This is a genomic window from Allobosea sp. (assembly GCF_017308015.1).
GTDB lineage: Bacteria > Pseudomonadota > Alphaproteobacteria > Rhizobiales > Beijerinckiaceae > Allobosea.
Genome location: NZ_JAFKFW010000030.1, coordinates 50,742 through 65,212, shown reverse-complemented (window position 1 = coordinate 65,212; position 14,471 = coordinate 50,742). Strand labels below are relative to the sequence as shown.

Sequence of the window (14,471 nt, the reverse complement as noted above, 5' to 3'; positions counted from 1 at the left end):
TGCTGGCGACGGCGATCCTGTCGGGCGCGCTGCTGACCTGGTCGAACACGATCCGCGAGCTCAGCGCGACGCTGATCCTGCAATCGGGAACGACGGCGACCGTCGCGATCGAGATCTTCAACGAGGTTGTGAACGGCAATTTCGGCGTCGCCTCGGCGCTCGGCACGGTGCTGATCCTGCTGACCTTCCTGCCTCTGGTCGTGCTGTTCACGCTGCTCGGCAAGAAGGAGGAAGCCCTTGTCTGACGGTTGGGCGGCCACCTTGGAGGCGGACATGCGGCAGCGCATGGTCGCGGCCTGCCGCGCGATGAATACGAGCGGCCTCAACCACGGTACCTCCGGCAATCTCAGCGTCCGGCTCGACGCGCGCCATTGCCTGATCACGCCCTCCGGACTGGCTTATGACGCAATGGAGCCGGCCGATCTCGCGATCCTCACCGAGGACGGGCGCTGGCGCGGGCCGCTGCGGCCCTCCAGCGAATGGCGTTTCCATGCCGACATCATGCGGGCGAGGCCCGATGCCGGGGCGATCCTCCATACCCATTCGCGGCACGCGACGGCGCTGGCCTGCCTGGAAGAGGGAATTCCAGCCTTTCACTACATGGTCGCCGTCGCCGGAGGTTCGTCGATCCGCTGCGCTCCCTATGCACGTTTCGGGACCAAAGCACTTTCGGAACTCGCTCTTGCCGCATTGAGCGGCCGCAAGGCCTGCCTGCTCGCTCATCACGGCATGATCGTGATCGCCGCGACGCCGGAAAAGGCGCTCGCCCTGGCGCGCGAGGTCGACGAACTGGCCGCAGTCTATCTGCTGGCACGCGCGGCGGGTGATCCCAAGACGCTGGACGAAGATGAAATGGCGGGAGTGCTTGGGCTGTTCGCAAGCTACGGTACGCCTGATTTTCCCGACCGCGAGCTGTTGCGCATGGACGAAGGCCCGTCTGGAAAGACGAAAGCCTGATCAGGAAGCTCCCGTCCGCGGAGCCGTTCGATATTGAGGAGGCGGTGAAAGGTGCTCATCCGGCAAGCCGATTTTCCAAAGGCCCTGAACACGGGCATGCCAGCCATCGCTCATTCAAGCCCTTCCACTCGGGCGGCAAGCCTTTAATGTAGCGGGTGTGAAGCGTTGCCGGCGCTCCTCAGGGTCTGAGCCGGTCAGTTTCCAAAAAATCAAACGGGAGGAAGATATGAGCGACAAGACGAAAAGCCAGGACCGCGCCCCATATCTTAGCCGGCGCAGCGTCACCACCGCCATGGCAGGCGCGATTGCGGCGCCTTTCATCGCCGGAAGGGCCGCCGCTGCCGAGAGCCTGAAAGCCTACGCGATCTGGCCGGAGAACTACGCCCGGCCGATGCTTGAAGCCTTCGAGAAGGAAACCGGCATCAAGGTGACCTTCATCCGCTTCTCGTCCGGGGAAGCTCTGGCGCGCCTGATCGCCGAGAAGAACAATCCCCAGGTCGATCTGCTGTTCGGCGGCCCGGTCGAGACGTTCACCGCCGGTGAGCAGCAAGGAATATTCGAGGCCTATGTGCCGCCGAGCGCCGCCGATCTGCCGGCTCGCTTCAAGAGCGCGCAGGGGATGTGGACGGCGATCGCCGACGATCCACTGGTCTTCATGACCAACGCCAAGTTCCTCAAGGAGCACAACCTGCAGCCGCCTGCCTCGTGGGAGGACCTGCTGAATCCCGCCTATGCCGGCCAGTTGCAGATGGCGGACGCCCGCACCTCCGGCACCGCGATAACCCGTATCTTCTCGGTGCTGCAGGTGCATGACCGCAACGAGGACGCCGCCTTCGCCTATCTGAAGAAGCTGCGCAAGAACATCCAAGCCTATACCAAGAGCGGTGGCGGCGGCACCGTCCCGGTCGGTCTCGGTCAGGCCGCGGGCGGCATCTTCTTCATCGTCGATGCGCTCTTCACCCAGCAGAAAGGCTATGATGTCGCCATCTCCTTCCCGAAGGAGGGCATCGGTTCAGCGGCAGAATGCATCGCCCTGGTCAAGGGCAACAAAAACGGGGCAGCCGCCCGCAAGCTGATCGACTGGGCGACGAGCCCGGCCATGCAGTCGAAGCTCGCCCCCGCCAAGATCAACTTCCTGCCGGCTCATCCCAAGGTCGCGCCCGACCCGGCGCTGGCAGAGGTGCTCAAGAAGGCAAAGATCATCGAGATCGACGACAAATGGGCGGGCGAGAACCGCAAGCGCATCGTCGAGCGCTGGGTGGCCGAAGTCCTGAATGCCAGCTGACCCGATGCAGGACATGACGCCGGGCGCCGCTGCAACCGCAGGAGCGTCACGCTGGCTGGGGGCGGGCGCGATGCTCGCCCTCTGGGCGCTGATGCTGCTGTTCATCATCTATCCGCTCGGCGCCTTGCTGCTGCGCACCGTCTTCGAGGACGGCAGCTTTTCGGCTGCGCCGCTGCTCGCGGCGGTGCAGAACCCCAACAACCTGCGGGCGTTGCGCAACAGCCTTGTGCTGGCGCTGATGGTGGGGTTTGCGGGAACCCTGGTCGGGCTCGTCTTCGCCTTCACGGTCGAACGGGCCGGGCTGGGGCGGCGCGCGGCGAAGCTGATCGACCTTGCGACCTTCCTGCCGCTGATCTCGCCGCCTTTCACCACGTCCATCGCCTTCGTCTTCTCCTTCGGGCCGCGCGGGCTGATCACCTATGACCTGCTCGGCATCGGCAATGCCAAGGTCTACGGCTTCACCAGCACCTTCGCGGCCGAAACCTTCACCTATTTCCCGATCGCCTATCTCGCCCTGCGACCGATGATCGCCTCGATCGGCACCAGCCTCGAGGAGGCCGCCTTCAGCCTCGGCGGCTCGCGCTGGCATATCTTCCGGACGGTCACGCTGCCGCTGATCCTGCCTGGCCTCGCCAACGCGTTCCTGCTGCTATTCGGCTGTTCGCTGGCCGATTTCGCCACCCCGCTGATCCTCTCCGGCAGCGACTTCCCGGTGTTACCGACCGAGGCCTATCTTCAGATCACCGGCCTGTTCGACCTGAAGAGCGGCGCGATCCTGTCGCTGCTGCTGCTCGCCCCCGCCGGCGTCGTCTACTATGCGCAGGAGCGGCTCGTGGCCGGGCGCTCCTATGTCACCGTGACCGGCAAGGCGGCCGCCAGCGGGAAGCTCGACTCCGTCTCGCACGCCGCCCGTTTCGGCCTGATCGCGCTGTGCCTGTTCGTCACCGTGGCGATCCTCTATTTCTACGCCCTGCTGTTCTGCGCCTCGATCGTGATGGCTTTCGGTGCCAACCACACGCTGACGCTGGCGCATTACCATGTGATCTTCACCGAAGGCCTGCCCGCGATCCGGCAGACGCTGATCATCGCCCTGATCGGGATGCCGCTCGGCGGGCTCTATGGCATCGTCGTCGGCTATCTCGTCGGGCGCACCCGGTTCACCGGTCGGCGCGCGATGGAGCTGATCAGCATGCTCAACTACGCGCTGCCCGGCACGATCGTCGGCATCGCCTACCTTCTCGCCTTCAACGACAAGCCCTTCGCGCTGACCGGCACAGCACTGATCATCGTCGCGTGCTACGTCTTCCGCTACAGCCCAACCGGCATCCGCACCACCATCGCCCTGCTCCAGCAGATCGACCGCAGCATGGAGGAAGCCTCGACGAGCCTGGGCGCCAATCGCTTCACCACCTTCCGGCGGGTGATGCTGCCGCTGATCCTGCCCGCCTTCTTCGCCGGCCTCGGAGTCGTCTTCATCCGCTCGATGACGGCGATCAGCGCCACCATCTTCCTCGTTTCAATCGACTGGACGCTGATCACGGTGAAGATCCTGGAGAACATGACCGAAGTCGCGCTCGGGCCGGCTGCGGCCTTCTCGGTCTTCGTCATCGTCGTCGTGCTGGCGGTCTCGGGCCTGCTCAACGGCGCCTTGCGCTACCTGACCGCGCCGAACCTGCGCGTCTCGAAGATCGGAACCTGAGCATGGCGACGCAACCTCTCGGTATCCGGCTCGAGGCGCTCTCGGCCGTCTTCCGCCACGAGCGGCGCGGCGACGTGACCGCCGTGGACAAGCTTGATCTCGATATCAGGCCCGGCGAGCTTCTGACGCTGCTCGGCGCCTCCGGCTGCGGCAAGACGACGACGCTGCGGATGATCGCCGGCTTTCAGCCACCCAGCAGCGGCCGGATCCGCTTCGGCGAGCAGGATGTCACCGATCTGCCGGCCAATCGCCGCGACATCGGCTTCGTCTTCCAGAACTACGCGTTGTTTCCGCATCTCTCGGTCTTCGAAAACGTCGCCTACGGCTTGCGGGTCAAGGGCATCGGCCATGACGAGATCGTCCGACGCGTCGGAGAGGGACTGGAGCAAGTCGGCTTGTCGGGTTTCGGCGAGCGGATGATCACCGAACTCTCGGGCGGTCAGCAGCAGCGCGTAGCGCTGGCGCGCGCGATCGCGATCAGGCCGCGCGTGCTTCTCTTCGACGAGCCGCTCTCCAATCTCGACGCGAAGCTGCGCGTCCAGATGCGCGGCGAAATTGCGAGGCTGCAGCGCGAACTGGCGATCACCACGGTCTACGTGACCCATGACCAGGAAGAAGCGATGGCGATCTCGCATCGCATCGCAATCATGAGCGAAGGCCGGATCGCGCAGATCGGCACCGCGGAGGACCTTTATCAGCGGCCCGTCTCGGCCTTCGTCGCAGGTTTCCTTGGCGGCGCGAACCTGGTCGACTGTACGGTCAGGGAGGTTGGGGCCGGCTCCGCCGTCCTCGATGTCGACGGGCTGCGCTGGTCCCTCGAGACGCCGGCCACGCTCAGCCGCGGCCAACGAGTCAGAGCGGTCGTGAGACCGGAAGCACTCGAACTGGCCCGCGATGGCGATGGCCTGGCTTGCCAGATCGAAAGCATGGTCTATCTCGGAGCCAGGGCAGAATATCTGATACGCAGCGGCGAGCGCTGCTTTCAGGTCGTCGTTTCAAACCCCGTAAGCAACAGGCTCTTTCAAAGTGGAGAGGCCGTCGTTTTGCGGCTTCCGGGACGCAATGTTGCTCTCCTAGCACAACACTGAGCGATTTGCGGCCGGCCAGAAGAGGGTAATCGCTTCCCACGCGCAAAGCACCGAAGCCGAAGTACCACCGTGGCCGGATATGGTGAAACAGGTCATTGCGCCTGGGAGTGCTCTTTCGGCGATCCAAGACCTGCGGCTCAATAACGCCCGCCTTAGGCAGGTATCCAATGTCGGGTTGCGGCGCGCCCCGGGCAAGCGCGCCGACTATGGTCGACGGAGTAAGATCTTGTCGATCGCCTTCCCTCGAGCAAGCTCATCGATGAGCTTGTCCAAGTAGCGGATTTCCCGCATCACCGGCTCGGCGATTTCCTCGACGCGGACACCGCAGACAATCCCTTTTATGCCGAAGCGCGCAGGATTGAGTGCCGGCGCTTGGACGAAAAAGGTCTCATAATCCGAGTTCTTCGCCAACTGGGAGGCAAGCGCCCCTTGGTCATAGCCGGTCAGCCAGTGGATGACCTGGTCGACCTCCGCCTTGGTGCGGCCCTTCCTCTCCGCCTTGGCGACGAGAAGCGGATAAATCCTGGCAAAGCTCATTCTGTAGATGCGGTGCTGGGTCATCCCTTGCGCTTTCTCGGCGCAGCTCGTGCGGGCTGCCGGTATCCATATCGCCCCGTCGAGTCTTTGAGCCGCTCGACCCGGGCAAGAGTTGTGTCGGCGATGGTCACGAAATGATCGACCGCTGAAAAACCGGAAACCCGAGACTCCAGAACGTGATCGCCATCCTCCAACCAGAGGATATCAATCAGCGGCGACAGATTATAGCTCAAGACCTCCTCCCGATTGCCAACTCGTCCCACGTTCCTTGCGCGATGAGGGTGGGGGTCCGCAGATCGACAAGATAGCTGGTCCGCGATTGCTCCGGCTTGCCAAGCGGATGGAAGGGATGACCGAGGCAAGGAAGGCCACTCCGACAAACCCGGAGCGGTTCACTTCAGCTTCGGAGGATCAGATCGCGCGTCGGGTCATGGCCTCGCCACGGCGGCCGGGTTCAGCGAGCATGAACCTGTGGGGCTATCTTATGCTCGCGTGGTCAAGGTTGAGAGCTGAGTGGTATCATAGCGGTTCCGCAAATCGGCCAATGCCGCTGGATCGGGGGCGCCTCGTGCAGCGAGCTCCGCTAACTCCTCGAAATAGTGCTCATGCCCGGGCGGTGAAACCGCCATCAGCACGCGAGCCGGAGCTTCGCTGACATTGGTGATGTTGTGCGGCACGCCCGGCGGCAGGAACAGGAAGGTCCCCGGACGGGCGCGGACGATCTCGTCGCCGACATGCCACTCGCATTCGCCTTCCAGCATGTAGAAGGTCTCCTCCTGAACGCGGTGGACATGCTGGCCGGTGGCGAACCCCGCCGGGATCGTCCAGTCGAACATGCTCGTGTGCTTCGTGTCCTCGCCGGTCACGAGGAATGCCATGGGATAGCCGCGCAGCGTGACGCCACGGGTCTGCCCGGGCATGCGGATGACGGGAGCGGCATTCATCTGATCCTCCACCGGCTGGGATTGCTTCCGGCGCATCCTGTCTTCGCCCCACCGGCAAGTCGCGAAGCTTGTCCGAAATTGTTGCGAAAAATGCGCGGCCGGTCCCATCTTGGGTCATGGCGAAGACCTTCGCATTCGGCCCGTACCGCCTCGACGCCGGCGCTGGAATCCTATTCCGGGGCGCCGATCCGGTTGGGCTCGGCCAGCGCGCGGTCGCGCTGCTCGCGCTATTGGTGGAACGAGCGGGCCGGCCTGTCGCAAAGCAGGACCTGTTCGAGGCGGCCTGGCCGGCGCAAGCGATCGAAGACAGCAATCTCACGGTTCAGATCGCCGCGATACGACGCACCCTGGACGCGCAAGGCGGCGCCGGCTGGATCGAAACACTGCCGCGGCGAGGCTATCGCTATATCGGGCCGGCCGTCGAGGTCGACGATCGCGATCCGACGACTACCGCGTTGATACGGCTGGCCTTGCCGGACAGGCCGTCGATCGCGGTGTTGCCCTTCGCCAATCTGAACGGCGACCCGGAGCAGGACCACGTCGCCGACGGGATGGTCGACGACATCGTCACCGGTCTCGCCCGCATCAAGGGACTGTTCGTCATCGCGCGCCATTCGACGACGGTCTACAAGGGGCGTGCTATCGACGTGAAGCAGGTCGGGCACGAGCTCGGCGTGCGCTACGTGCTCGAAGGCAGCCTGCGCAAGGCAGGCAATCATGTTCGCGTCGGCGTCCAGATGATCGATGCCTCGACCGGCACTCATGTCTGGGGCGAGCGCTACGACCGCGATTCCGAGGATATCTTTGCGCTTCAGGACGAGATCGCCTTGTCCGCTGTCGGGGCGATCGCGCCGAGCATCCGGCGTGCCGAGATCGATCGGGTGAAACGGAAACGGCCGGACAGCCTTGATGCCTACGACCTTGTGCTGCGAGCCCAGGCCGACGTCGATTCCGGCATGCCCGGGCAGGTGGCCCGCGCTCTCCAACTGCTCGAACGGGCCATCGAACTCGACCCCGACTATGCGCTGGCATACGGCAACGCCGCGATGTGCCACCATTGTCTTTTCCTTCGCGCCGGCTGGCAAGAAGCCAGTCGCGAAGCCTCGATCCGCCATGCTCGCCTTGCATCGATCCATGGCCAGGACGATGCAGCCGCGCTGACGCTTGCCGGATTCTCTATCGGCATGGACGGTCATGACCGAGGCGCCGCTTTGACCGCTTTCGAAGCCGCGCTCGCAATCAGTCCGTCATCGGCGCTGACCTATATTCTCGGCAGCGTCATGTTCGGTTGGGCCGGAGAAGCGGAGCGGGCAATCGCATGGAGCGAGCGGGGCATGCGGCTCAGCCCGTTCGATCCATGGGCCTTCGCCGCCTTCGATGCACAGGCGATGAGCCATCTGCTGCGCGGTCGTTATGACGAAGCCTGCCATGCCGCCTACAGGTCCGTGCAGGCCAATCCGGCGCACAGCATCACCTATGTGCAATTGGCGGCGGCGCTGGTGAAGCTCGGGAGGCTGGAAGAAGCACGGCGCGCTGCGGCACGGGTGCTCGAACTCCATCCGGCATTCCGCTTCAGTCGCCAGTTTGCCGGGGTGAATTGCGCTCCGGAGCTCGCGGACGTTCTCGATGGCACACTGCGCCTGGCCGGGCTGCCAGAGTAGCCGCGGCGCGCGCCCGGCATCGCGACGCGCTTATCGCCGGCGAATGACATTCGACCGTGGCGTCGATCGACCTATCGCGCCAGCTTGCTGGCAAAACTGATCAGTTCGGCCAGCGTGGCCGCTCCCATCTTCCGCATCACCTGGCCCCGGTGCACCTTCACCGTCACTTCGCTGAGCTGGAGCTCGCCCGCGATCTGCTTGTTCAAGCGGCCGACGACGACGAAGGCCATGATCTCCTTCTCGCGGGCCGACAGGGACGTGAAGCGCGCCCTGAGTTCCGTCAGGGCGGCTTCCTCGGACCGACGAGCGCGATCGCGCTCGATCGCTGCGCGCACCGCGTCCAGCAGATCCTGTTCCCGGAACGGCTTCAGCAGGAATTCCACCGCGCCGGATTTCATGGCCCGCACCGCCATGGGCACGTCGCCGTGGCCGGTCAGGAACACGATCGGGATCGGGTCGCCCATGCCAGCAAGCTCCGCCTGGAAGTCCATGCCGCTCGGTCCGGGCATCCTGACATCGAGCACGAGGCAGCTCGGCCTGTCCGGCCGCCTGTGCAGGGAAAACGCCTGGACCGAACCGAAGGTCGCGACCGCATAGCCGACGGAGCGGAACAGGCTGTCCAACCCGTCGCGGACGGAGGGATCGTCATCAACGACGAAGACGACGGGCTGCCCGTCAGGCATGGCTCCAATCCGATCCGGTGCCGCCCGTGGGCAAGGTGAAGCCGAAGACCATGCCGCGCGGCGGATTGGCGGCGGCGTAGATCGCCCCCCCATGCGCTTCAACGATCGAGCGGCTGATCGCCAGCCCCATACCCATCCCGCCGGGCTTGGTCGAGTGGAAGGCGTCGAAAACCTTCTCGATCGCGGCCGGAGCGAGGCTCATGCCGCTATCGCGGACGCTGACCGTGATGGTCATGCCGTCCGTCGCGGCGCCGACCAGAATGTCGCGAGGGCCCGTTTCCTGCTGTCCAAGCGCCTCGGCTGCGTTGACCACCAGATTGAGGACCACCTGTTGCAACTGGACGCGGTCGGCGAAAACGGGCGGCATGTTGTCCGCCAGGTCGGTCCTCAGGACCACTTGCCCTTTCCGGATCTCGCTACGCACCAGCGACAGGACGTTCTCGACCAGATCGGCCACGTCGACCAACTCCCGCGAGGGGGGTGCTTTCGCCACCATCCTGCGCACGCGGCCGATGACGTCCCCGGCGCGGTCGGCATCGGCAACGACGCGTTCCAGCGCCCGCCTGGCCTCGGCGGCGTCGGGAGGAGTCGCCGCAAGCCAGCGGAGAGCTGCGTTTCCATTGGCAACGATCCCCGCGAGAGGCTGGCTGACCTCATGTGCGATCGAGGCCGTCAACTCGCCCATCATCGTGACCCGGGACATATGGGCAAGCTCTGCGCCCGCCTCGCGGGTCCGCGCTTCGGCAGCCTCCGCCCGAAGAACCAGGTAGGTCGTCGCACCGATCGCGACGAGGCTCAGGAGGCAGTTGACCAGGCCCGCATGCTGGGCTCCGCGAGGAGTGAGCAGATAGCTGAGAATCGTCAGCCCGGCACTGGCTCCGCCGACCCAGAGCACGAGCGCCGGCCGGTCGAACCGCACAGAAACCAGAATTACCGCGACATAGAGGACCGCAACGGCGATCTCTAGGTCGGTATAGGTATCCGCGACGAAGATGACGCCTGCCAGCAGAGCAAGGCAGAGGCCAATCCCTGTTCGTCCGAGGCGGAAACGCTTGGGATTGAGCATCGCGCATCGCCTCTCGCCCGGTGGCCTCAGTTTCGTCTTTCGGATCGATGTCCATTCCGCCGAGCGCATCGCCCCAGTACCGCAAGGTCGTTCGTCGCGCCATGGTATCTGCATCGCAATGAACGGTTCTTGCGGGGTGGGCGAGCTACCTAGAAGCGGCCGCGATCCCTGGCCCTGCAGGCATGGCGGACATCCCATTCACGCCTTTGCTGCATCAATGCCAGCGCGGCCTCTCCAAACCGACCGGACATGCGCAGCAGCCTTCTTGTGGCACGAGGCGACAGCATGCCGGCGAAATAGAGCCGCGAGATCACGCGCAGCAGCCGATCGGACATCCAGAGCAGCAGGCTGACGATCGGCCAGAAGAGCCGGATGCGCCAAAAACAGAGAACCACACGGCCCGGAGCACCCGCCGCCTTGCGGCTTAGCGACCGCATGGGACGGCTGCGCCGGCGAGCGGCAAGCCATCGCTCGAAGAGATCGCCATTATCGGCCATGACGACGCCTCCAGAACTGGAAATCCGCACATATTTGGCGAGGATCGTTGCCTCCGGGGAATGACAAGTCCTCCTTTCCCTCGCGAAGGCTTCAGCTCGGATTTTCGAGCGTGAAGAGGTCGGCCGTCTCGTCATAAGCGAAGTATTCGCCATAGCGGGCCCAGTTGGTGACGGCCTTGAGGGTCGTGGCGGCGTAGTCCTCCGACATGTGGTCCTCCAGTTCGTCGCGGAAGCGCCGGGCGGGGGCCTGGTGGCTCGACCGCTCGTCGAGCACGCGGCGAATATGCGCCGCCAGCGGCACGTAAGCAGCGAGCTGCTGCGCGAAGAGGCGCTTGCGCTCGTCGACATTGCTGTCGGCGAAGCGCAAGCCCGGCGCCGTCAGCCTGATGTCGCCGCCTTCGAGGTCAGCGAAGCGGAGGAGTTGCAATGTCTCCGCTACCGGGAAGAGATCGTCGATCTCGTGGTGGAGCTGCGCGGCCAGCAGCGGCAGATCGGCTTCGCCCTTGTAGGGCTCGGCGGCGATCGCCTCGATGAGGCCGGCCATCAGATTGGTCGAGACGCGCGGCAGCGACATGGCGATGCCGGTGCCCGGAAAGAAGCCTTCACGCGCCGGGGTACCCGGACGGGCGGTCATCCGCGAATAGATGTCGTCCACCAGCGCGCGGAAAGCCGGATCGAGGCGGTTGCGCGGCTGGGGCAATTCGACGCGCAATTCGGCGATGACGCGGCCGGGATTGGAGCCGAAGATCAGGATGCGGTCGCACATCAGCACCGCCTCCTCGATATTGTGGGTCACCATCAGGATGGCCTCGATCGGCATCCGCCCCTCGCACCAGAGGTCGAGCAGGTCGGTGCGCAGCGTCTCTGCCGTCAGGACGTCGAGCGCCGAGAAGGGCTCGTCCATCAGCAGGACCTTGGGGTGCACGACCAGCGCGCGAGCGAGCCCGACCCGCTGGCGCATGCCACCCGAGAGCTCCTTCGGATAGGCGCTTTCGAAACCGTCGAGCCCGATCAGGTCGATCGCGGCGAGCGCGCGCTTGCGCCGCTGGGCCGACGCCACGCCCTGCGCTTCCAGCCCCAGCTCGACATTCTCGAGCACGGTCAGCCAGGGGAACAGCGCGAAGCTCTGGAAGACGACGGCGACGCCGGCATTCGGCCCCGTCACCCGCCGGCCGGAGAATTCGACGGTGCCGCCGCTCGGCTGGATGAGGCCGGCAATCGCCCGCAGCAAGGTCGATTTGCCGGAACCGGAGCGCCCGAGCAGTCCAACGATCTCGCCGGGGTTCAGCTCAAGGTCGACCTTGTCGAGTACGACGAGGGAGCCGGTCGAGCCCTTGTCATAGCTCTGACAGATCTGCTGCGCCTGAATCAGGGGAGTCGAGCGGCTGGTGTTGAGTGCGGAAACCGCAGTGATGTTGTCCATGGGTCGGGGCCTTTCGGGAGCGTCAGTCGAGACGCATGCGGCGCTCGGCGAGGACATAGAGCGGACGCCAGAGCAGGCGGTTCAACAGGGTGACGAAGAGCGACATCACGGCGATGCCCAGCACGACCCGCGGGAAGTTCCCGGCCTCGGTCGCGTTGGCGATATAGGAGCCGAGGCCATAGGCCTCGAGCTTGGTGTCGCCCCAGCTTGCGACCTCGGCGACGATGCTGGCGTTCCATGAGCCGCCCGAGGCCGTGAGCGCGCCGGTGACGTAATAGGGGAAGATCCCCGGCAGGATGACGCGGCGCCACCAGGTCCATGAGCGGAGCTGATAGACACGCGCCGCCTCGCGCAGGTCGGTCGGGAAGGCGCTCGCCCCGGCGATGACGTTGAACAAAATGTACCACTGCGTGCCCAGCACCATCAGCGGCGAGAGCCAGACTTCCGGGCTCGCGCCCGTCGTCACGATCGCGATGACGGCGAAGGGGAACAGGACATTCGCCGGAAAGGCCGCGAGGAACTGCGCCACCGGCTGGACGCGTTCGGCGACGCCGGGACGCAGGCCGACCCACACGCCGATCGGCACCCAGATCACGCTCGCAACCGCGATCAGCACGACGACCCGCAGCAGCGTGACCAGCCCGCGCAGCAGCGCGTCACCCGCGTCGGCCCAGCCCAGGCTCTGCCCGACATAGGAGACGGCGATCCAGCTCGACCAAGTGCCCAGCGCCACGACAAGGCCAAGCCAAGCATAGTCCAGCGCGCGGCTGGCCGCGGGGGCCATTCTGAGCGGTCGTGCGGAGGCCGGCCGAAACCGCAGGAGCAGCAGATGCCCGCCGAGCCATGCAAAGGGCGTCGCCAGCCGCTTGACCAGCCGGGTGCGGCGCGCGAGGCCGTAGACCCAGGAGCGCGGCTTGCTCTGCCCGGCCGTCTGCTCGAAGCGGAACTTGTCGGCCCAGGCGACGATCGGGCGGAACAGAAGCTGGTCGTAGAGGCCGATCACCACCGCCATGGCGAGCACGGCCCAGCCCACTGCGAGGAAATTCTGTTCCTTGATGGCGAGCGCGAGCCACGAGCCGAGCCCGGGCAACTGGACCGTGGTGTCGCCGACGGTGATCGCCTCCGACGCGACGACGAAGAACCAACCGCCCGACATCGACATCATCGTGTTCCAGACCAGGCCGGGCATCGCGAAGGGCGCCTCCAACCGGCAGAAGCGCTGCCAGGACGACAGACCGAAGCCGCGGCTGACCTCGTCCAGGTCACGCGGCACGGTCCTGAGCGACTGGTAGAAGGAGAAGGCCATGTTCCAGGCCTGGCTGGTGAAGATCGCGAAGATCGAGGCGCATTCGGCGCCGAGCTGACTGCCGGGAAACAGGCCCATGAAGAAGGTGACGGTGAAGGTCAGGAAGCCGAGCACCGGGACCGATTGCAGGATATCGAGCGCCGGGATGATCAGCATCTCGGCGCGGCGGCTCTTGGCCGCCAGGGTCGCGACGACGAAGGTGAAGACCAGCGAGGCGGTGATCGCTGCGAACATCCGCATCGTCGTGCGCAACGCATATTCAGGCAGCAACGCCGGATCGAGCACGATGGGCGCGCTCGACAGGCCGGCAAGCGGCGTGTGCATCGCCGCCGCGCCATGGAATGCCAGCACAGCGACCGCGGCGAGCAGCGCGAAGGCGGCAAGATCGTAGCTGTTCGGCAGTACGCGCTCGCGGGCGAGGGCCGCGAGCGCGCTGGACCGCTCCGGACGGCTGGACAGGAATGCCATCACGACACCTCTGCTGGAGAGCGGCCGACATCGCCGACGCGGCGCGCTGCCTTGCGCCTGGCGTGTCGCAACCCAGCGCCCCCCGCGGCTGCGGAAAGACCTGTGCGGGATCGTCGGGAAGCCTCTTGCCAGCCGGTTTCGTCATCTTCCGAACGCCAATGGCATTCCAGGCGCTGGACGCGATCGTTGAAGCGCCATTCCGCGACGAGACGGGGGGCGCGGATCGCCGGGCGCCGGGCAAAGGAGAGGACTTCGCCGGAACGGGCTGGGCGCGTGCCGAAGCCGATGACGGGCGTTGGCCGATGAAAGGCGAGGACATTGGTCATGATGCGTCTCCTTCGATACGCTCGAAGTCGTCTTCTGCTCAGGGCAAGGCCCGGCACGGCATTCGGGACACCGCAGGCGCACGAAATCGCGGTCGGCACCGCCACGCCAGCGGCCGACGCCCCCTCCCCTGCGGGAAAGCGCTACGATGCGAGAAGGCACCGCCCCGTTGTTGCGCTACCGTGCTCTGTTTGCGCGACGCAGGGAGCAGGATCAATCGGACCAAGGCATCGCTGATTTATACCGAAGTATAGATCGGCCACGCGCCGCGCCGCGTATCAAAGCGTATCGCCCACGCAACCGGCTCCGCCGGAGGCGGCAGGGTTTGCAAGGTGGGCTCTGTCGCCTTGCACCGATGAGCTTCGGCTTGTCGCAGGCCCTGCGCCGGCGGTTCCGGGTCTTCGAACGTTTTCGGAAGCCTTCAGCCAACGCGGGCGCAACTTCCAGGTAGATCGCTCCAATCACCTGGCAGGGCTTTCGTCGATGAGTTCGTCGTGAAAGCCCTAACGGCGAGGCGCGCTATCGACCGATCG

15 protein-coding genes and 1 pseudogene are annotated in these 14,471 nt (G+C 65.3%); 6 read left to right on the top strand and 10 right to left on the bottom strand.

What is annotated here, in order from left to right:
* From J0I42_RS20870 to J0I42_RS20850, 5 genes are all read left to right on the top strand, one after another.
* Window positions 1–245 (top strand): hypothetical protein (locus J0I42_RS20870; RefSeq protein ID WP_291657664.1); only part of this gene is annotated, 245 nt, incomplete at its 5' end.
* Between the two features lie 28 nt (window positions 246–273).
* Window positions 274–957: a class II aldolase/adducin family protein gene (locus J0I42_RS20865; protein WP_291657663.1), complete on the top strand. Its 684-nt coding sequence runs from the start codon at window positions 274–276 to the stop codon at window positions 955–957.
* Window positions 958–1,183: 226 nt separating this feature from the next.
* The gene (locus J0I42_RS20860) at window positions 1,184–2,242 is read left to right on the top strand and encodes an ABC transporter substrate-binding protein (protein WP_291657662.1); all 1,059 of its coding nucleotides are present in this window, start codon (window positions 1,184–1,186) and stop codon (window positions 2,240–2,242) included.
* Entirely contained in the window at window positions 2,232–3,941 is a 1,710-nt protein-coding gene (locus J0I42_RS20855; RefSeq protein WP_291657661.1) for an ABC transporter permease, read from the top strand. Before J0I42_RS20860 ends, J0I42_RS20855 begins: the two co-directional genes overlap by 11 nt.
* 2 nt (window positions 3,942–3,943) lie before the next feature.
* Window positions 3,944–5,029 carry an ABC transporter ATP-binding protein gene (locus J0I42_RS20850; protein ID WP_291657660.1) on the top strand — a complete coding sequence of 362 codons (1,086 nt, stop codon included), beginning with the start codon at window positions 3,944–3,946 and terminating at the stop codon, window positions 5,027–5,029.
* Window positions 5,030–5,233: 204 nt separating this feature from the next.
* Here J0I42_RS20850 and J0I42_RS20845 read toward each other — a convergent pair whose 3' ends face one another.
* The 4 genes and pseudogenes from J0I42_RS20845 to J0I42_RS20835 all read right to left on the bottom strand — a co-directional run bounded on the left by J0I42_RS20845 (window position 5,234) and on the right by J0I42_RS20835 (window position 6,510).
* Window positions 5,234–5,590, bottom strand: coding sequence for a DUF2200 domain-containing protein (locus tag J0I42_RS20845; RefSeq protein ID WP_291657659.1), 357 nt, complete (start codon window positions 5,588–5,590; stop codon window positions 5,234–5,236).
* On the bottom strand, window positions 5,587–5,799 hold the full coding sequence (locus J0I42_RS24125) for a hypothetical protein (protein ID WP_465247703.1): 213 nt from the start codon (window positions 5,797–5,799) through the stop codon (window positions 5,587–5,589). The genes J0I42_RS20845 and J0I42_RS24125 overlap by 4 nt, the downstream gene beginning before the upstream one ends.
* Window positions 5,796–5,879: pseudogene (locus J0I42_RS24120) on the bottom strand (hypothetical protein); the annotation flags it as partial. The gene J0I42_RS24125 and the pseudogene J0I42_RS24120, both read right to left, overlap by 4 nt.
* Window positions 5,880–6,048: 169 nt before the next feature.
* A complete protein-coding gene (locus J0I42_RS20835) occupies window positions 6,049–6,510 on the bottom strand; it encodes a cupin domain-containing protein (protein ID WP_291657658.1) in 462 nt (153 codons plus the stop codon).
* Between the two features lie 116 nt (window positions 6,511–6,626).
* On the opposite strand from J0I42_RS20835, the gene J0I42_RS20830 reads away from it, so the two are divergent.
* Window positions 6,627–8,171 carry a winged helix-turn-helix domain-containing tetratricopeptide repeat protein gene (locus J0I42_RS20830; RefSeq protein WP_291657657.1) on the top strand — a complete coding sequence of 515 codons (1,545 nt, stop codon included), beginning with the start codon at window positions 6,627–6,629 and terminating at the stop codon, window positions 8,169–8,171.
* A 71-nt stretch (window positions 8,172–8,242) separates the two neighbouring features.
* Here the strand turns inward: J0I42_RS20830 and J0I42_RS20825 are convergent, their stop codons facing one another.
* The 6 genes from J0I42_RS20825 to J0I42_RS20800 all read right to left on the bottom strand — a co-directional run bounded on the left by J0I42_RS20825 (window position 8,243) and on the right by J0I42_RS20800 (window position 13,940).
* Window positions 8,243–8,854 carry a response regulator transcription factor gene (locus J0I42_RS20825; RefSeq protein ID WP_291657655.1) on the bottom strand — a complete coding sequence of 204 codons (612 nt, stop codon included), beginning with the start codon at window positions 8,852–8,854 and terminating at the stop codon, window positions 8,243–8,245.
* Window positions 8,847–9,920, bottom strand: a complete 1,074-nt coding sequence (locus J0I42_RS20820) for a sensor histidine kinase (protein ID WP_291657653.1) — start codon at window positions 9,918–9,920, stop codon at window positions 8,847–8,849. The genes J0I42_RS20825 and J0I42_RS20820 overlap by 8 nt, the downstream gene beginning before the upstream one ends.
* Window positions 9,921–10,069: 149 nt before the next feature.
* Window positions 10,070–10,417 carry a hypothetical protein gene (locus J0I42_RS20815; RefSeq protein ID WP_291657651.1) on the bottom strand — a complete coding sequence of 116 codons (348 nt, stop codon included), beginning with the start codon at window positions 10,415–10,417 and terminating at the stop codon, window positions 10,070–10,072.
* Window positions 10,418–10,508: 91 nt separating this feature from the next.
* A complete protein-coding gene (locus tag J0I42_RS20810) occupies window positions 10,509–11,840 on the bottom strand; it encodes an ABC transporter ATP-binding protein (RefSeq protein ID WP_291657649.1) in 1,332 nt (443 codons plus the stop codon).
* A 22-nt stretch (window positions 11,841–11,862) separates the two neighbouring features.
* The gene (locus J0I42_RS20805) at window positions 11,863–13,614 is read right to left on the bottom strand and encodes an ABC transporter permease (protein ID WP_291657647.1); all 1,752 of its coding nucleotides are present in this window, start codon (window positions 13,612–13,614) and stop codon (window positions 11,863–11,865) included.
* On the bottom strand, window positions 13,614–13,940 hold the full coding sequence (locus J0I42_RS20800) for a hypothetical protein (RefSeq protein ID WP_291657645.1): 327 nt from the start codon (window positions 13,938–13,940) through the stop codon (window positions 13,614–13,616). The genes J0I42_RS20805 and J0I42_RS20800 overlap by 1 nt, the downstream gene beginning before the upstream one ends.
* Window positions 13,941–14,471 lie beyond the last annotated feature (531 nt).